Source organism: Dysgonomonas sp. BGC7 (genome assembly GCF_001261735.1).
In the GTDB taxonomy this organism is placed as follows: domain Bacteria; phylum Bacteroidota; class Bacteroidia; order Bacteroidales; family Dysgonomonadaceae; genus Dysgonomonas.
On sequence record NZ_CVRP01000003.1, the window covers coordinates 168,086 to 185,834 of the forward strand.

Annotated in this window: 16 protein-coding genes; 5 read left to right on the forward strand and 11 right to left on the reverse strand. The window is 38.4% G+C overall.

Annotation, left to right across the window (positions count from 1 at the left end; genetic code table 11):
- Nucleotides 1-138 precede the first annotated feature (138 nt).
- Genes BGC7_RS02490 through BGC7_RS02500 form a run of 3 tightly spaced genes read right to left on the reverse strand, consistent with a single transcriptional unit; the run spans nucleotide 139 to nucleotide 2,322 of the window.
- On the reverse strand, nucleotides 139-867 hold the full coding sequence (locus tag BGC7_RS02490; protein ID WP_050699979.1) for a DNA alkylation repair protein: 729 nt from the start codon (nucleotides 865-867) through the stop codon (nucleotides 139-141).
- 38 nt (nucleotides 868-905) lie between these two features.
- Nucleotides 906-1,661: a DUF3307 domain-containing protein gene (locus tag BGC7_RS02495; protein WP_050699980.1), complete on the reverse strand. Its 756-nt coding sequence runs from the start codon at nucleotides 1,659-1,661 to the stop codon at nucleotides 906-908.
- Nucleotides 1,662-1,674: 13 nt separating this feature from the next.
- Nucleotides 1,675-2,322 carry a hypothetical protein gene (locus BGC7_RS02500; protein ID WP_050699981.1) on the reverse strand — a complete coding sequence of 216 codons (648 nt, stop codon included), beginning with the start codon at nucleotides 2,320-2,322 and terminating at the stop codon, nucleotides 1,675-1,677.
- A 534-nt stretch (nucleotides 2,323-2,856) separates the two neighbouring features.
- Between BGC7_RS02500 and BGC7_RS02505 the strand changes: the two genes are divergently transcribed.
- Nucleotides 2,857-3,549 (forward strand): Crp/Fnr family transcriptional regulator, encoded by a 693-nt coding sequence (locus tag BGC7_RS02505; RefSeq protein WP_050699982.1) that lies wholly within the window; start codon nucleotides 2,857-2,859, stop codon nucleotides 3,547-3,549.
- 577 nt (nucleotides 3,550-4,126) lie between these two features.
- On the opposite strand, the gene BGC7_RS02510 is transcribed toward BGC7_RS02505, so the two are convergent.
- Entirely contained in the window at nucleotides 4,127-4,558 is a 432-nt protein-coding gene (locus BGC7_RS02510; protein ID WP_050699983.1) for a hypothetical protein, read from the reverse strand.
- 112 nt (nucleotides 4,559-4,670) lie between these two features.
- On the opposite strand from BGC7_RS02510, the gene BGC7_RS02515 reads away from it, so the two are divergent.
- Nucleotides 4,671-5,780: a phage portal protein gene (locus BGC7_RS02515; protein ID WP_050700023.1), complete on the forward strand. Its 1,110-nt coding sequence runs from the start codon at nucleotides 4,671-4,673 to the stop codon at nucleotides 5,778-5,780.
- Between the two features lie 80 nt (nucleotides 5,781-5,860).
- Here the strand turns inward: BGC7_RS02515 and BGC7_RS02520 are convergent, their stop codons facing one another.
- On the reverse strand, nucleotides 5,861-6,190 hold the full coding sequence (locus BGC7_RS02520) for a hypothetical protein (protein WP_050699984.1): 330 nt from the start codon (nucleotides 6,188-6,190) through the stop codon (nucleotides 5,861-5,863).
- 75 nt (nucleotides 6,191-6,265) lie between these two features.
- A complete protein-coding gene (locus tag BGC7_RS02525) occupies nucleotides 6,266-7,642 on the reverse strand; it encodes a tetratricopeptide repeat protein (RefSeq protein ID WP_050699985.1) in 1,377 nt (458 codons plus the stop codon).
- A 488-nt stretch (nucleotides 7,643-8,130) separates the two neighbouring features.
- On the opposite strand from BGC7_RS02525, the gene BGC7_RS02530 reads away from it, so the two are divergent.
- Nucleotides 8,131-9,723, forward strand: a complete 1,593-nt coding sequence (locus BGC7_RS02530) for an ABC-F family ATP-binding cassette domain-containing protein (protein WP_050699986.1) — start codon at nucleotides 8,131-8,133, stop codon at nucleotides 9,721-9,723.
- Nucleotides 9,724-9,777: 54 nt separating this feature from the next.
- On the opposite strand, the gene BGC7_RS02535 is transcribed toward BGC7_RS02530, so the two are convergent.
- Nucleotides 9,778-10,914, reverse strand: coding sequence for an adenylyltransferase/cytidyltransferase family protein (locus tag BGC7_RS02535; protein ID WP_050699987.1), 1,137 nt, complete (start codon nucleotides 10,912-10,914; stop codon nucleotides 9,778-9,780).
- 187 nt (nucleotides 10,915-11,101) lie between these two features.
- On the opposite strand from BGC7_RS02535, the gene BGC7_RS02540 reads away from it, so the two are divergent.
- Both BGC7_RS02540 and BGC7_RS02545 read left to right on the forward strand, forming a co-directional pair.
- Nucleotides 11,102-12,739 (forward strand): hypothetical protein, encoded by a 1,638-nt coding sequence (locus BGC7_RS02540; protein WP_157258636.1) that lies wholly within the window; start codon nucleotides 11,102-11,104, stop codon nucleotides 12,737-12,739.
- Between the two features lie 152 nt (nucleotides 12,740-12,891).
- Complete coding sequence (locus BGC7_RS02545) at nucleotides 12,892-13,542, forward strand: porin family protein (RefSeq protein ID WP_050699989.1); 651 nt, start codon at nucleotides 12,892-12,894, stop codon at nucleotides 13,540-13,542.
- Between the two features lie 110 nt (nucleotides 13,543-13,652).
- Here the strand turns inward: BGC7_RS02545 and BGC7_RS02550 are convergent, their stop codons facing one another.
- From BGC7_RS02550 to BGC7_RS02565, 4 genes are all read right to left on the reverse strand, one after another.
- A complete protein-coding gene (locus tag BGC7_RS02550) occupies nucleotides 13,653-14,408 on the reverse strand; it encodes a zinc metalloprotease (protein ID WP_157258638.1) in 756 nt (251 codons plus the stop codon).
- A 9-nt stretch (nucleotides 14,409-14,417) separates the two neighbouring features.
- Nucleotides 14,418-15,242, reverse strand: a complete 825-nt coding sequence (locus BGC7_RS02555) for a hypothetical protein (RefSeq protein WP_050699991.1) — start codon at nucleotides 15,240-15,242, stop codon at nucleotides 14,418-14,420.
- A gap of 190 nt (nucleotides 15,243-15,432) precedes the next feature.
- Nucleotides 15,433-16,917, reverse strand: coding sequence for an MACPF domain-containing protein (locus tag BGC7_RS02560; RefSeq protein ID WP_157258640.1), 1,485 nt, complete (start codon nucleotides 16,915-16,917; stop codon nucleotides 15,433-15,435).
- Between the two features lie 148 nt (nucleotides 16,918-17,065).
- Nucleotides 17,066-17,602 (reverse strand): hypothetical protein, encoded by a 537-nt coding sequence (locus BGC7_RS02565; RefSeq protein WP_050699993.1) that lies wholly within the window; start codon nucleotides 17,600-17,602, stop codon nucleotides 17,066-17,068.
- Between the last annotated feature and the right edge of the window lie 147 nt (nucleotides 17,603-17,749).

Below are 17,749 nucleotides of genomic sequence, written 5' to 3' on the forward strand. Positions count from 1 at the left end.
GCAACATTTTATTTCATTTTCGAAGATTGACTCATCATAATGTTGGCAAAACAAACTAAGGTCTACACACATTATCATAGAAATCACAGCCTTAAGCAAAACCGACAACCGCTTCTGCATTCTTCAGAAGAGATACTTCTACAGCCAGTCTTTTTTCATAGCTTCTTTTTTCATATCGGCAGGCATTTTTTCTATAGCATAGCGTAACGCCGTTCGGGGCATCACCCGCTTTTTAGACATCACATATTCGAATACATCATCGGCCGATGCTTCGCTGGCAGCTTTCAGCATCCAGCCATAACCTTTTTGCACAAGATCATCGGAGTCGGTAAGCAAAATGTCAGCTATCTGGAAAATATCTTTACGAAACATCCCTTTTCGAGCCGGAATAATCAGGGTAACAGCAGCAGCCCGCCTCACAAACCGTTTGGGGGACAAAGCCCACGTTTTGAGACGTTCGATATATTCGGGATACATCATAACAAATGTACCTACGGTATGATTGCATAAAGTATCACAATCGGCCCAATTAGTAAGATAGTTACATACCCAATGCTCAAAAACCTTAAAATCAGCAGGTTCGTATTGCTTATGCAGCGATTCAGCCCAAATGCAGGCTACTACAGATTCTTCGAAATAGTCCGATTGCCAAAGCCCTTCGCAGAGATTGAAGATATCTTGCTTGGGTAGGTGTTTTATTTCCTTAAGACCTTCTTTTGCTATTTTATCTACATTCGACATCTTTACGCCATGCACCTTTGGGGCTTCGCCGGGTTTGTGAAAACGGTCGGAAGAAACAAGCGCTTTGGGATCGATGTTGTCGCGAAGAGTTTGCCTTATTTCATCGAGAATAGATTCTGGTTTCATGATCCGGCACAGGTTTTATATTACTATTTTTTCGATTACTAACTAAGAAATAAACACTTAACTCCAATACCCAACAAGATAGCTATGCCAAAACTGCACAGCGTACCGATGAGTACATACTCGGTCATACGGATATCTTTGGCTTCTTTGAGGTCGCCGTAGCGAAAGACAGACTTAGCCGCCAGCAAAAAGCCTACAGCCTCGAACTGTCCTACGAGTATAAACGTAAGAATGAGCATACGTTCCATATAGCCTATCCAGCGACCGGCATTGAAAAGACCTGTATCGGGATTGGTTTCGTCGGGCGAAGAGAAGTTTGTGAGTAGTTTTTTCTTACTCTTGGCATTGTCTTCCCATCGCTCGATAAAGATACCTATAAGCAGCGATGAGGGCTTAAGAATGAGCAAGTAAGCTATAATCACAGCCCAGACTTCGGAGGAAGCAAACAAGGCAGCCAGTTGCAGAGCAAACCCATAGAACTGCTCTGTGAGAAAAAGCCACAAAACAACTATAACCATCAGATGGCATAGCTGATCGGCAACAAAAGGCAGCAGCCCCTTGTGCCCTACCTTGAGCCAGTCGATAAGTAAATGAGTAGTAAACACTATCACGGGAATATACCAGCACTGCCACTGGGCAACAAACAAATAAGCCGCGGCAGCATGTATGAAACTATGCAGCAAATGCGCCCACACTACTTTTTCGTGTTTTTTCTTAACCAACGCATTGGGTTGCAACAGAAAATCGGACAGCAGATGTGCGCATACGAGGCGCAGCAGTATAGTGTAATCCATAATAGAGGAAGTATTAGCTATTTAGTTTTCGGCGTATCAGATATTCGTACCTTTCCAGATAAATTTCCATAAGATCGCAACGGGCTGTATTGAGCAGCTTGTTTACCAACTGAGGCGACTTATTGAGTTCGAGAGCCAGTTCTTTCTGGGTTATTTTCGTCATCAGGTACGGGTAGATAACCTCGGCCTGACTTATCGTCCAGCCCGAAAGCAGGTGATCGGCAAATGGGGTACTTACTCTAAATTCGTTGTCTACATCGTCCCAAGGGGTTTTAAGGATCAGGCGGCGGGTCTTGCCCAGTTCGTCAAACTCCCTGCCCGAATAACGAAAAGCTTCTCCATCCGATTCGGCTATATTTCCCGCTGTATATCCACTCTGCCCTACTCCTACCGACAGCCGTGCATCCCATTTTGCCCCTTTAGGCGAATTTTTTCGCAAGGCTGTACGCAGTAGCACTGCCACTCTGAGAGCTTTGGTGGCATCAGATACTATGATCTGAATACTGTCGCCTCTGTATATCTCGGCAGTGGTATGGGTTACAGTAGCGCTTATTTCCTCTACCGCCAACTTTATGGAGTCGGTGAGCTGTGTACGCAATCCCAAGTCGGATATACGGGTAGAGTGCACAATATCTCCTGTAATAACACCGATTGTATTCATCCCCGATACATTTTACATTTAAGATAAGTACAAATATAAGATATTATTATTAAAATCAACTATAAAAGGTTGTTTTTTGAAAATCAACCAAATTTGGGTTATTGTCAAAAATCAAAGATATTCGGTTGATAGGTATAGATCAATAATTAAGTAATCAACAATAATTATTGACGCATCCTATAGGGGTAACCCTTGTGGTTACCCGAAAATAGCAAAAGAGTAACCTTTGTGGCTACCTTCAATCAGGCGGGCAAAGACAAGTCCAGCCCCTACTACAGATACAAATACTACAGTTAATTCTTTTCATTACTTATTATTGATTTCTTAATAAAAAGAGAGCTTGCTTTTTTGTTTTGTTTTTCTCTTGTCTTGTTTTGTCTTATATATATAGTATAGGTGAGCGTATAGGTAACAGTATCTTATAAGATACGGGTAATTTATAAAATAAGGGTGTTATTTAAGAAAAATCATGTCGGCAGATATCTAAAAAGTTGCTATCTTCGTATTTGTGTCGTAGCAGCAAATATCATCACTATGGTTAACCTGATAGAACTTACAGAGCAACAGATAGCAATCATCCGGCGTATTCCGCTATTCAGAGGTATATCGGACAAGATGAGAGAAAATCTGTTGTGTGAGTTGGACTATTTTCTCACTCCGCTAAAAAAAGGTGAAATAATCATCACACAGGGCAGCCCGTGCAACCACATGCACATCTTACTGGCAGGCAAGCTCGATGTAAACATAATAGATGCTTCGGGAAACAACATCAAGATAGAAGATATTATAGCTCCGCGCGCATTTGCAACTCCTCATTTGTTCGATGGCAACAGTATATTTCCTGCAACATTTACCGTTGTAGAAGACGGACTACTGTTTCGTGCCACCAAAGAATCGGCATTCAGGCTCATAAGCTGCGAACCGGAGATGTTGCGCAACTTCTTGCGTATGACCGGTAACTGCAATGCCTGTACAGTGAGCCGCTTGCGTATACTCTCGTATAAATCGCTGCGAAGCCGCATAGCATTCTACCTCTTCGATTATCACAGACAGGCAGGCGATACGATAACAATATCGCACAATCAGACACAGCTGGCCGAATATCTCAACGTAACCCGTCCCGGATTAGCTAGAGAAATAAAAAGCATGGTAGACGAGGGGTTAATAACCATTTCGGGTAAAGAGGTGGTTATACTCAACATACAAAAATTGATGCAAAGCCTGTGACGAAAAAGACAGATTGATAATCTATTCCGCAATTTTCTCTATTCCATATAGCAATAAGTATTCTGTAACAACTATTTACGCATTCTGAACAAGTGTGAGATAAGAAAGAACGAAGCCTGCAGCAAAAGTCGTAACAGACTGATACTATCTTCGGCTATTTTCACAAACAATCGATGATATGTGGAGACAATATGTAATAATCATAAATGTTTACGACCCGATATCCAATTATCATCTGCAAGCTTCGTTGTAGTGTATGTCAGTAACTTATTTATAAAAATAGAAATAAGAAAAATTTTTCCAGTATAAAAATTTCAGATGAGGTAGAGCCGGGAAACTAAAATGAATTTATATATGCTAGTCGCTTATATAAAAGTAGAACTCATATTCGCTCAACTGTGTATTATTTGTAAAACTAAATTTGTTAAATCTTTGTGTATTTTATTAATAACAAAATAAGTACATATTTTGTTAATAGCAAAATTAAACATATAAAACTTATCTATAACGTCCTATTTTCCACTTAAATAATTCGACAAACTATACAAAACACTTATTTTCTTTGCTTTAGGTTGCTTCATCTTCTCTTTCTGTACCTGCCGTCTACAGGAAATTCGTTGATGGTTTCGCGCAGCTTAAACAAATAGCAGGCTTTGTCTCTGTAAATACGGATGTAGATGTCATCTTTCTGCTTGACAATAGAATCTCCGACTTTTAAAAACTGGCTCAGGTTATAAGGTTCGCATTGTATATTTATAGTCTTCGAATCTAGACTGAAAGTAATACCATTGGCTAGGGTTATACGACTAGTAATCCTGCCTTTATCCACATTGCTTACCACACCACGAAAGCCTACATATATATTTTCGTATTTGTCGAGTAAGGGATATTGTACTTCCTGACTTTTCAGGAAAATTACCAAAACAAGTACGCCTAAAGACAGAAGAACAATAAGAACCCACTTGATGATTCTTTGCTTTTTTACAGAATGGTAAAGCTGGTTTGACATAATACACTCTTTCAGGTTAATCTTCCGATAAATGTATGATTTTTTCCTTTTCCGAACAAAAAAGAAAAAGATTATCTATACTCTAAAAACACCAATGCAAAAATCAATGAATATGAAATCTCATTCATCAGAAAACAGTTATGCAGTGATAAAACTGTCGGAAACAGTGAAGTCATACCCCACATTTACAAAAAACACAAAGGGATGGATCAATTATGACCGTGACAATCTGCTGCCTCAACGCATTATAGAGCTTAACAACGAGTCGGCTATAAACAAAGCTGTGATAGACAACAAGGTGACTTACATCTGCGGTACCGGAATAAAAGAGGGCGAATATTATGGACAGCCAAATCCTGCCGACGACTGGGATATGCTGATAGAGAAAGTTGCAAAAGATTATGTCACCTTCGGCGGATATGCTTTTCAGGTGATACTCAACGAGAACGGCAAGACAGTAAGCCTCTATCACACAGACTTTAGCAAAGTGAGAGTGGGCGAAGTGAACGAATATGGAGTATATCTAAGTTTCTTTCTGGCAAACGACTGGCGCAGAACTTACGGCAAGTTTGCCCCTGTACAGATAAAAGCCTACGGAGCAGAAGAAATGCAAAAGGGTGTGCCTTATCTGTTCTACTACAAAGATTATGAACCAAGCCTAGACTATTATCCTGTACCACAATACTATTCGGCACTCAACTACATAGAAGCCGATGGGCTATTAGGGAAATTTTACCGTAACTCCATCAACAACGGTTTTGTGCCTTCTACCATTATTACCATGCCAAGCAATCCTACGAATGAGCAGAAAGAGCAGTTTCAGCGCGACATAGAAAACAGCTATTCGGGCACTAACGGGGCAAACAGTATTGTAGTGCTTTGGGGCGAGAGTCAGGAGATAAAACCGGTGGTGACATCTTACACAGCAAGTAACAATGCAGACTTGTATAACAATGTAGACGAAATCATCTTTCAAAAAATTATATCTGCTCACCGCCTCACTTCGCCCACGCTGGCAGGATTGTCGGGATCGGGTAATCTGAGTGGCAATGCTAACGAGATTATCAACTCGTATGTGCTATACAACGAAACGGTGATACACCAACTGAGACGCAAAATACTGGATACTCTGAGCATTTTTACGGTAAATAATGGTTACAGCAAACTACAGATCAGCGATCTGGATATAGTAAAAGAACTGGCTGCCGATGCCGGTCTCTGATTTCATGTTTTTTAGGTTGATAAGCAAAAAGCACGGACTGCGAAGCCCGTGCTTTGTTTTATGTATTTTTTCTAAAACTGTTATCTATATGGTCGCGAAGGAGGAGGAGGCATATTTTGCGGTTCTTCCCTATTTAGTTCTACCAATTTTCCATCTAGAAAGTGTAGGTAATATTCAACTTGAATATACGCTGTGCTGCCCATTTCCATATTTTGATAACGTATTATCTCTAAATTTCCCTGCTCTGTCTGCGCCATTGTCATCACCTTGTAGTCGGCACCTAATATACTTACTGCAGTTTGCTTACTCATACCCAGTTGTACGTTCGATATGCCTTTCATCTGCGTACCACACGATACAAAAAACAGAGATAAGATAAGCAATAGTCCATAAATCTTTTTCTTTATCATAAAGATCTTTTTTGAGTTATTTAATGACATCAAAGCTAAATATTATTTCCCAAATCGGAAACTTATCTTAATTTTTTATGCCCGTAATTCTTCTTCTATTACTTCTAAGCTGTCGTTTTCATCTTCATCGAAGTCTGTTTCGCCATCAGCCAAAGGACGATATTTATCCAACAATTCTTTTAGGCGGAGATTGGTTCTTATATCTCCAAAATCGCCATTGTATACAATATAGTTTCTATCGTCATTTCCCTGGTCTTCGTACTTCAAAGCTTCTTCGAGCCATACGAAAGCCATATCTTCCTGCTTAAGCAAAAAGTAGAGGCGCGACATTTCTTTTGCAGTTTCTGCAGGGTACTCTTTCACTCCTTTGAGTATAAGTTCTTCTATTTCCGGAGCTCTTTCTTTAAGACAGCCTTCACATTGCGATTTGCGCAACAAAAGAAAGCCCAACATGATGTAGCCGAAGAAATCTTCCGAATCAAATTCAGCTTTATGAACATCCATATAGAGCTTATATACGTCTGCTGCCTGAGCATAAAGATCTTTATCTTTTTTAAGATCGGCTAAGTATATCAAGGTTCTTCCCCATTGCTCTATCTGATACGAATTTTCGGGATCTATTTTATATACATCAGCATAGAGTTTGATGCTTTTTTCATACAAAGCTTCGTTTTCTGTAAGGCTGGCAAACTTTGAAGTGTTATTTGCCCAGTCGGATAATATATTACTGTCTTTATCATCCAGCTCGTGTGCTTTACTATACTTAGCGTAGCTTTCTTCGAACAGCTTAGCGTCTACTTTGTAAGAAGCCATATAAAAGAGCATTCTTCCCCAGCCTGCATATGCTTCTGCGTTGCGTGGATCTACTTCTATAGCTGTTTTATACTTTTCTATAGCTACATGTAATCCGGCTATCCGATCGGGCCATTCTTCTTTTTCAAAAGCTATAGTTACCTGAATATCTCCCCACGCATTATACACCTCTGCACCGGGGTTCAATTCCAATGCTTTTTCCAGTTTCTCGAGAGCTTCGTTTATATATATATTTTTACCTCCTTCTACCAAAGGTGCATATTTACTCAAGGCCAATGCCCATGCTATATACGCTTTGTTATTTGCAGGTTTTAAAAGAATAGCCTCCTTATATTTATCTATTCCTTTGAAAAAGAACGATACATCTTTATCTAAAGATTTATAAGTCATACACAGATTATTACCCCATCCGATATAATTATCGTAAGCTTCGCCAGGCAGCGATTTGGTAAGAAACTTATATGTTGAAGCATAATCATCGTCATCATTATCATCTTCGTCTTCAAAATTGGCAGTACTATAACGCGATGTAGAAGAATACCCCTCGCTCCGACCGTTGTCGCTATGCTGGCTCGATATATAATAGAATATGGCAATAGCAATTCCTACAATGAGGATAATGGCAATAGTAGTAATCATAGTTTTAGTGACTAGTTACAAATGTTTGTCAGGTTTTATCGAGAGTAAAAGTAAATATTAAAATATTCTGTCACAAATTCTTTTCAAGAATAATGCAAATAACACGCTTTTTCCACAACAGATATCATAATTAAACAATACGTGATATTTATTCTCATTTTTATATCTATATTTGCAGATTATAAACGAAAAGACACTCCAATGAGAATATCTAAGTAAAGAAGATGGTTGCGTACCATCATAGCTTCTGACTCAACAGAACATTTTGGTAAAAGAATTGTCAATCTGCCTGATACAATAAATTTTTCTATGCAGGCTAAACTTAGATATCATGTAATATTCCTACAAAAGCAGACGCTATTTTTTGCAGTCGAAAATCATCGGCAGGCATTGTCATGTCTGCACTGATAACCCGTGTTTATTTTTTTATTCAGAGCCCATCCTTGAGAGGCTCTAAGTTTATAATTTTCTAAAAAAACGATTACTATATGGGAATTACAGTAAACTCATTGTCATATATACATCCCGACAGGGAAAGTCTGTTCAGCAACATAAGCTTCGCCATAGAGCAAGGACAAAAAGCCTCGCTGGTAGGTGACAACGGAACGGGAAAATCTACCCTGCTGCGAATTATTGCCGGACAACTATCACCATCGGCAGGCGATATAATAATGTCCGACATGCCTTACTATATACCTCAGCATCTGCTACAATACGATACATACACCATTGCACAGGCATTGCAGGTAGAGACAAAGCTGGTAGCCTTTTATGCCATACTAGGAGGAGACGATTCGGAGCAGGCTTATATCAATCTCGATGACGACTGGGAAATAGAAAGCCGTGTAGAGACTGCATTAACACATTGGGGATTGCCTCACCTCGATGTGTTAAAACCGATGGGCACATTGAGCGGTGGCGAAAAAACAAAAGTTTTTCTGAGTGGAATAGATATTCATCAGCCCGGCATTGTATTGCTCGACGAACCATCCAACCATCTTGACATTGCAAGCAGGGATATTCTTTACGACTTCGTTAGCAAAAGTAAAGCTACAACACTGATAGTAAGCCACGACAGATCTTTACTCAATATGCTTGACTACACGCTCGAACTTCGTGCCAATGCCGTAGAACCCTACGGCGGCAACTACGACTTTTATAAAGAACAAAAAGAGATGGCACTCAATGCACTCCACAATCAGCTAAGCGAAAGTGAAAAAGCGTTGAAACAAATGAAACAAAAAGCTCGTGAAGTAGCCGAACAACGGCAAAAGAGCGAGTCGAAAGGCCGGAGACAAGGCAAAAGCGGAGGTATGGCACGTATTGTTGCAGGTGGGCTCAAACGCAAATCGGAAGAGAGCACAGCCAAATTGAAGTCGATTCACGAAGAAAGAATGGAAGATGTTTCTGCAAACCTCACAGCAATAAGAGAACAGATAAAAAAAGAAACGCTTCTCAAGATAGATCTGAGAGATTCGGAACTACATACCGGAAAGATTCTGATAGACGCCAAGTCTGTCAACTTCTCGTACAGCGAACAGCCTATATGGAACAAGCCTTTAAGCCTACAAATAAGATCGGGCGACAGGCTGAGGATAGAAGGTAAAAACGGAACAGGTAAAACCACGCTCATAAAGCTTCTTTTGGGCAAACTGCAACCAACCGAAGGAGAAATTCTTCGAGCCGCATTCGAGTATCTTTACATAGATCAGGAATATTCGCTGATAAACAACCATCTGACGGTCTTTGAGCAAGTACAGCAATACAACGACAGGCATCTGCCCGAACACGACCTGAAAATGCTGTTGCACTATCATCAGTTTACCCACGACTTGTGGAACAGACAATGCGGGCAACTCAGTGGTGGCGAAAAAATGAAATTATTGCTCTGCTGTTTATCAGTGAGAAACAATATGCCCGATATGCTGATACTAGACGAGCCTACCAACAACCTCGATGTGCGCAGTCAGGAAACTCTGACCGAAGCTATAAAAAGTTTTCGGGGATCGGTGATTATAATATCTCACGACAGATATTTTATCGAAGAAGCAAGAACAGGAAGTTCTATTGTACTGGAGTAGAAAGAGAAAGAGGCGTATCTGTATGATACGCCTCTTTCTGTTTTTATAAGAGTTTTATTCTGTTCTTCTTATTCGTATCTGTATTGCGTTTTCGATAGGAGTTTCGCTTACAAACGTAAGGTATCCTCCCCCACCCGCACCGCTCAGCTTCCAACCCAAAGCCTGCGACTTATATTTGTCGAGCACTCTAAATATATCCTCGTTCACCATGTGCGGATACATTACTATCTGCGCTTCGAAACTCCTGCGCATAGCATCGCCGAGTTTATTTATATTTTTTTCTTTCAATGCCTGCCAGCAATCATTGGCTGCATCGCTGAGTTTTTTTGCATTCTCTTCGTTGATGTTTGTATCCGACAACACATCATATCCATCGTGACGGGGATATAGAGGCACAAGCCAAAGGCTTTTCTCTATCCAGTTGAGCAATTCGTCGTTGTGTATGCTTTCTATCTCCGAAGGCCAGAAGTCGCCATCGTAATGAAGCCTATTCAGTCCCGGCATCACTATCCCTAGCGAGTCTTGCGATCCGCTGACATATTTCGTTCCGGGAGGGTTCTCGAAGCAGAAAAGTGTTTTGGCGAGTTTCTCCTTGTTACCTGCCGGAATATCCACCTGCCACAGTTCTATCGCCTTTTTTCGAGAGCTTGTCGACATACCGCTGCGGTCGTTGAAATCGTAGTCGGGCTCTATACTTATAGTCAGCACAGGGCCTGCATTCAAACGGCTTACAGAAGGTTGGTCGAGCCATCCTCCGGCAAGGTCGATACGGTACGGTATACGGCATTCTTCGCGCAACGATGTGGTAGAGCGGGTAGGCAAATCGGCATGCGGAACACGCTTGCTCACTACATATTCCACACCCAGCTGCTTACACAATTCTTCCTTCAGGGCACTGTGTCCGTCATTGTTTACAAAAAATATATCGGGTTTCAGAGCCTTTATTTCTTCCATAAAGTCTATGAGTCCGCTACCACTATTTACCCACGCATTTTTTACAGCTTTCAGGGCTTTTACCATGTATAGGCGTTCTTGCTCGTTGTTAAAGGTTTTGCGTGCTTTCAGGTCGTTTACTGTTTTGTCCGAACCTATACCCACATACAGGTCTCCGTATGTGGCAGCCTCTTCGAAGAATGCTACGTGTCCGCTATGAAGCATATCGTAACATCCGCTTACGAAAACTTTCTTCATGTTTTTTATGATCGGGTTTTATCTAAATTTGTTTCAGAATGTAAATATAATAGATATATGAGTAAGGCTTGTCAATTTATATACGTTTTTTATTTTTTGTAACTACTCAATTTTAATTCACATATATTTGGTTAATTAACAGATTAATGTTAATTTGAGCCAGTATTAATCTCTAAATTGAATGCTTATGAAAAAGATTTTATTTTGTTTAATCATATTTTGTATTTTTGCCACTAATGGATGGGGGCAAACTTCGGTAAGAGTCTATCCAAAAACCTCTTTTGTAGGTATAACTAAGTCTACAGACACTTATAATAAGCAGTCTATCGATAAAGATCCTAAAACATTTTTTATCGGTTATGATCAGTCTAAGAACATGTGGGGCAGAGGCTACTTAGAGTTTGATATATCTCAAATACCAGCCAATGCTAAAATAGAATCTGCTACCCTCCAGCTAACAAGTAAAATTGATTTTTCTTCAAATTTTAATGGTAAAATACAGATATATCAATGCCAACCAGTATCTGATGCTAATGAAACATTATTCTACATATTAAAAGGGAGCGGAGAACCAGCATTGAGTCCTATCTTAAATAAGGAAGGGGACGGCATAAGTATAACAAGTGAGTTTTTTAAAGCAATTGTTAGGGATCGACGCGGAATGAACATGTATTTATCTATAAACCATGTAGATGAAAGTAAAAAAATTAAACTAGGAGGATCACAAAATGAACTTTATATAGATATTGTTTATAAATTAGAAGATACAACTAACCCTCCTACTCATGTAACATATGAAAAAAAAATAAATATTCTTGGACCTACTAAATTAAATATAAATAGTATTGTTGAATTTAGAGTAGAGCTCAAAGACTTTTATACTATGACAGTTCCCAAATGGATAATTGATGAAAAATACTTTGAGATAGAAAGTACTAGAAGAGAGGAAAATATTCATATTATAAAACTGCGAACAAAAAACATTCCCACCAAGAATACATTCATTAAATATAGAGGATATTATTCAACATGGACAAGTACGACATATTACAATGGATATTTAGAGACCAGCATAACTCCATCTTTTACAGTTAGAGATGACAAAGAATTTATAGTATGTAAGGATAATGATGTAATGTTCTCAATAGGGGATATTACATCTGACGTTTCTGTATATTGGGAAACTGGGCATAAAATGAATTTGGTGTCTGGACAAGGAACCCCAAATGCAATATTTACAGGTTTACTTGATGGAAGAGAAAGTATTAAAGCAACTATTACTTATGATGGCCAAGAATACATTCTTAATCATAATAAAATTTGGATAGGCGTTCCTGACAGAGGAACAAATGTAATTGATACAAAGCCTAATGATTATTTCTCCTCTATTAAGATAGGATACCACGACGACTATGTAGAATCTCATGAATGGCTTAACCTACCTTCCTTATATACAAGCCAAAGAAGAAATGCAACAATGTACATTGCTTCAAAACATATTATAAATGCAGGAGGTCTAAATCTAGCAGTAGACAGAACTAATAAATGTGGAACTACTAGATTCTATTGGAATTTAACAGTAAATGGAAAATCAGGAGAGCCTCCTCGAGAAAAGTCTATAATAAAAACAGATATAGAAAATATCTCCTCCCCTGTCTCTATTCGGGTATTTTCTTTTACAACGGGGTTAGTACTGTATCAGAAGAAAAATGTTATAGATTTCAACATACAAAATACGAGTCTTAAAGAAGGTATTTACATAGTTGAAACGACAGATGCAGCAGGAAAAGTAACTACTGAAAAAGTTCAAAAGAACAGACAATAAATATTCAACATTAAAATATTCAAGAAAAGCGTTTTGTAATTAAATTACAAAGCGCTTTTTTTATACTTTTATAGTCTCCGTTTCCACTCTGAAGAAAATGGAGAAATATATGCCCTCTATTCATTTATATTTTGAATAAATACTTACTAATTATGAAAACAATTAAAATTCTTCTTATCATTTCAGTTGGTCTTTTTTTATCTAAAAATGCAATGGCGCAATCACCTTTGTCGCTTGGTGTAAAAGCAGGTCTAAACCTTTCGGAAATACAGAATATGAAGGATGACATCAAACCGGGATTTAATGTAGGGTTAACCGCCGAAATGCAGCTATCTAACGACTTTTTCCTTATTTCGGGGCTTGAGTTTACAACTAAAGGAGCAAAAGGAGCAGATCTTCCGATGCAGAAAGGTGAAATCCTAAAAAATACAGATGTAAAACTAAACTCCATGTACCTACAGTTACCAATACATGCGGCGTATAAATATCAAATTGCTCCGGGTACTAAATTGGTCATCGAAGCCGGTCCTTATCTGGCCTATGGTGTGGGCGGAAAGATAAAAGGAGAATCCAGGACAATGACACAAGAGGAATTAGAAAGCAGCACATTCTGGAAGATCGACACCGACTTCTTCGGAGATGGAACAAACAAATTTGAGGTTGGCCTTGGTGGAGCCGTAGGTGTAGAATTTGGTAAGATCGGCGTCAAGCTGGGTGGAGATTGGGCTATGACCAAAGTATTTAAAGACAAGAACAACAGAAACCGCTGTGCTTACCTGAGCGTTGGTTATAAATTCTTTTAGAAAAAAAACAGAATGTCATAAGGGCGAATATTTATTGGCTGCACCGGACGTTATTTCGCCCTTATATTCCTATAAAATAAGCTTCACAATTTTTTTAGTCAGCGTTCTGATTAATTCATCCCCAACCCTTCGAGCAATACCTCTTTCTTTAGTCCCGACCTGATGCCGGACGAGTACAACAGACGTATAGCTGTTTTTTCCTGTGGCGATATATAATAAGGCATACCCTGAAACTGTAACCATGTGCCGTAAGCCGTATAGTCTTGTGGAATAACCGAACGGGCTATAGTCAGGTAATAGTCATAGATGCGAAAGGGATGTTCGAGTCCGAGCACATGTTCAAATTCGTGCATCAAAGTCTGTGTATGTGCCTGCTTTGCATCGTAAATATGTGCATAACGTATTTCTCTCGACAAGGGCGTGCATTCGTTTATTTTAGCCAACCCGTTTACACCAAAAAGACGTGAAGGCTTGCGTGAAGGCTCGGCTCTATCTACTCCTCTGTAAACGTACACATTACCACCCTCATCTACTCTATCTATATTTAAGGGAAGAATAAGTGGTCTTAGAATGGCAATTACCGAGTCTACCTCAGCAATAGCTTCGCTATCGAGTTCCGATATATTTTTTATTTCCACCCTGATGTCCGATTCCCATTTGCGGATACGCTGTTCCTTCCTATTGAAAGCTATATCGAGAAACAAGCTAAGCTCTTCGTCAGTACATTGAACCGATTTAAACCTTTCGGCATCAAACAACTGAATCTCTTTTTCTATGGCATCAATATGCAATACGGAAGCCATCCCCGATGCAAATAGCAACAAGACGAAGATAACAATCGAATATTTGATAACCGTTGGTCTCATGCAGCAGGTTTAATAATCGTCGGGCGAAGGATATACAATGATCCTTGGCTTTTTATTTATATCGGGTATCATCCGCTTACGGTCTTCGTCCGTAAATCCCATTTTGCGGGCAAAGGTTTCGATGTGCATCCCCGATTTTATTTCGTCCGAGTAAAGCATTTTTATCACACTCTTTTCCTGATCGGACAAATAGAAAGGCTGACTGCGAAATGCAATAATCTCTTTCTGCGAACGAAGATACTGAGGTATTACCGATCGGCCTATGGTAACATAATACGAATATAGTTTGATAGGATGATTCAGCCCCAAAGCATGCTCAAATTCATGCATCAAAGTTTGCGAACTGGCCTCACAACCATCGTATATGCTGGCATAGGTTATGTCCCACGAATATGGCTTTACTTTATTTATACGAGCCAGTCCATTCAGACAGAAAGGCTCGGGTTTAGATGGGTTCACTTTCTCTACTCGCCTATAGACATGCAGATTGCCGTCTCGTCTTACTCTCTCTATTTTCAATGGGGCTATCAGCGGGGCAAGGATGGCTATCACCGAATCCACTTCTTCGACCGATCTGCTGTCGAGTTCTTCGATATTCTTTATTTCCACCCTGATGTCTTTTCTCCATTTCCTTATCCGCACCTCATCATCGGTGAAAGCTATATCGCAAAAAAGGCTGAGATCTTCGTCCGAAAAGTCTACCATTCTGAAGTTTACAGCATCAAAGTCTCGTGTTTCATTTATTACGGCACTCTCGTACACAAAAGACGCCGATCCTAATATTGTAGTTAGGACTATAGAGGAGAAAATCATATATTTAACGTACTTCACCATGCTGTTTTTCAGATTTAGGTAAATATACGAAGTCACGTTATCTGCTTCCCGAAACGTACCCCCTTTATGCAAATATAATAATTAGATATTTACCCGATGTTTTATAGAGTAAGTTTTTGTAGAAATTCCATAAAAGAGGGTAGAAAAAAAGTCTCTAAATAAATTAGAGACTTTTTTCAATTATAAGGTTTTATCTTGGGTATACATAACCGAGAGCGTTTCCATGAGCCCAACCAGAATTATCTCGTATAATATATGGATCTGTTGTTACAAAATGATTAAATCCTGCATTGTGATAATATTGATAAAGAGCAACGGTTCCTTCTTGTTTATTTTTATAAATATAGCCAGCTCTTCCCAAAGGTGTCCAACCTGAATAACTTCCTACACTGGAGTCTGTAGTAGTAAAATGATTAAATCCTTTCTCATGATAGAAGATATAAAGAGGAATAGTACCGGGTAAATTCTCTTTTAAGACATATCCAGTAACACCATGGTAATCCCAATTTTTATATAATCGATCTATCTCAGGGTCAATTGTTGTAAAATGATTAAATCCTTTTTTCTTATCCGAACCATTATAAAAAATATATAAAGGGGTAATATCTAATAGCGATTTATAGCTATTTATAATATATTCTTCTACAGCTTTTTTTAATGCAGCCTTTTTTACAGGATCTTTTACTAGTTCATATATAGGATAAGCATAGTTCCAATCAATTTTAACCAAAGCTAGATTTTTTAAATTATCATTATTTAATGAGTTTTGCCATTCCTTAGTATCTATAGGTTTAACATTATCATAATCGAAGTTGAAAGAAATATCTATAGCTTTATTTCCTCCGCTAGTTCTCACCCTTATATGTTTATTTTTACTTTCTTTATCAGTTGCTACCGCTTCTGAATGATTGTATGTATCAGTAGTAATACCCAATTTAGATAAAGATAAATTAAAAGACGATTTTGTATATTCTGTTTTCTTCGTGTAATTATGTTCTTTTTCAAAAGAACTACTAAATGAAGAATAAAGCCTTCCTCCTATCGTTATATTAGTTAACACATGAGTTCCATATCTAGCAACGATAAATTGAGGGCTTCTAGTTTTCAAATCATTTGTAAAATCTTCGGTTAGATAGTTTATCAAAGTATCTGTGTACGAATTTATTTTGTAGGTCATCACTTCATGCGTCTGACTTTGATAGCCAAATGAATACTTCGTTGAATACGAGTAAGAGCTAGAGTCGCTTTTATTATGAGAACTCAATGTTCCACTAAATGTAGTTAAATCTTTGAATAAGTATTTATGAGCAGCATTTGCATTCATTGATTTGGAGACATTTGAAGATATTTCCTTCATCAAGTCTTGAGAAGTTGCACCATAAAAAAATTCATGCGTTGTTTCTGTTTGATCATCAATAACAATACGACTTCCACTGTATTTCTCCAACTTTTCAATATCAATAATTGGTACAGTTTTACTATCTTTACTCATATACTCTCCTGTAACATCATATCCCCATCCGAGAACGTTATATTTTGATGCTTGAGGAACTACCGCAGCCTTCATCCCTTTATCTACACTATCAGAAGAACTGTCCATTGTGGTAAACTCTTCGTCACTACAGGATACTAAAATAAAAATCAAACATACCAAACACATCAATTTCTTTTTCATAAACATTTTTTTATAGTTACACATATTGCATTAAATATTAATGCATTAATTAAAATCTAAAAAATACTTAGTTTTTATGAAAAGTCTTTTTGAAACTGCTTAGAACAAATGTAACATTTTTTTTCTTAAATTTAACAATGAAGTGCTTTTATTCCTCCTCCTCTACTTCTATTTTATCACCACCTTTTTTCATTATGTAGCCCGATAGCCAGTTATAATTAGAGAGGAGCAACAGCCCTATAACAAAGTCTATAAGATCGAGCCACATAGAGGTCGTAAAGCTCGATGAAGGGAATAATTCGTTTCGCTCGGGGCTGACCAGCGATGCCAATACATTTCCCAATGTAACCACAAGTGTAGAAAAACTTTTGACTATCAATATTCCGCCTACAATAATAACAGCAAGACAGATTATTTTCCTCATATCTATCGACGACAGACTTATATGATCGTCGTCAAAGCCCTTATCCAGCCGCAGAAAATATATTATGCTATCGGAAAATGCAATCAGCAAGACAGCAAAAAGCACATAAAGTACCAACATAATAAGCGCATACAAAATCATGATGATGTCGAAACCATAGGTTGCCATCGAAGCAACGCTCGAAAAAGCATAAGGGGAAAGTATAATCAGATATAATCCGAACAGCTTAATTAATAAGCGGAAGAAGTCTTTTTTGGTCATAGCACAATATTATTTTTTAGAAGTCTTAGCTATGTATAAAGATAAGAAGAACATTTGGGAATACCATCTTCGAAGAGGAGCTTATTATATGGATGGAGCATTAATATTTTTTCTCTTTTTTCTGCATTTTTTCAAAACACAATTATC

Bases quoted from the DNA above. Each gene is read 5' to 3' on its own strand.
- BGC7_RS02490 (WP_050699979.1), bottom strand. From the start codon at position 867: ATGAAACCAGAATCTATTCTCGATGAAATAAGGCAAACTCTTCGCGAC.
- BGC7_RS02495 (WP_050699980.1), bottom strand. From the start codon at position 1,661: ATGGATTACACTATACTGCTGCGCCTCGTATGCGCACATCTGCTGTCC.
- BGC7_RS02500 (WP_050699981.1), bottom strand. From the start codon at position 2,322: ATGAATACAATCGGTGTTATTACAGGAGATATTGTGCACTCTACCCGT.
- BGC7_RS02505 (WP_050699982.1), top strand. From the start codon at position 2,857: ATGGTTAACCTGATAGAACTTACAGAGCAACAGATAGCAATCATCCGG.
- BGC7_RS02510 (WP_050699983.1), bottom strand. From the start codon at position 4,558: ATGTCAAACCAGCTTTACCATTCTGTAAAAAAGCAAAGAATCATCAAG.
- BGC7_RS02515 (WP_050700023.1), top strand. From the start codon at position 4,671: ATGAAATCTCATTCATCAGAAAACAGTTATGCAGTGATAAAACTGTCG.
- BGC7_RS02520 (WP_050699984.1), bottom strand. From the start codon at position 6,190: ATGATAAAGAAAAAGATTTATGGACTATTGCTTATCTTATCTCTGTTT.
- BGC7_RS02525 (WP_050699985.1), bottom strand. From the start codon at position 7,642: ATGATTACTACTATTGCCATTATCCTCATTGTAGGAATTGCTATTGCC.
- BGC7_RS02530 (WP_050699986.1), top strand. From the start codon at position 8,131: ATGGGAATTACAGTAAACTCATTGTCATATATACATCCCGACAGGGAA.
- BGC7_RS02535 (WP_050699987.1), bottom strand. From the start codon at position 10,914: ATGAAGAAAGTTTTCGTAAGCGGATGTTACGATATGCTTCATAGCGGA.
- BGC7_RS02540 (WP_157258636.1), top strand. From the start codon at position 11,102: ATGAAAAAGATTTTATTTTGTTTAATCATATTTTGTATTTTTGCCACT.
- BGC7_RS02545 (WP_050699989.1), top strand. From the start codon at position 12,892: ATGAAAACAATTAAAATTCTTCTTATCATTTCAGTTGGTCTTTTTTTA.
- BGC7_RS02550 (WP_157258638.1), bottom strand. From the start codon at position 14,408: ATGAGACCAACGGTTATCAAATATTCGATTGTTATCTTCGTCTTGTTG.
- BGC7_RS02555 (WP_050699991.1), bottom strand. From the start codon at position 15,242: ATGGTGAAGTACGTTAAATATATGATTTTCTCCTCTATAGTCCTAACT.
- BGC7_RS02560 (WP_157258640.1), bottom strand. From the start codon at position 16,917: ATGAAAAAGAAATTGATGTGTTTGGTATGTTTGATTTTTATTTTAGTA.
- BGC7_RS02565 (WP_050699993.1), bottom strand. From the start codon at position 17,602: ATGACCAAAAAAGACTTCTTCCGCTTATTAATTAAGCTGTTCGGATTA.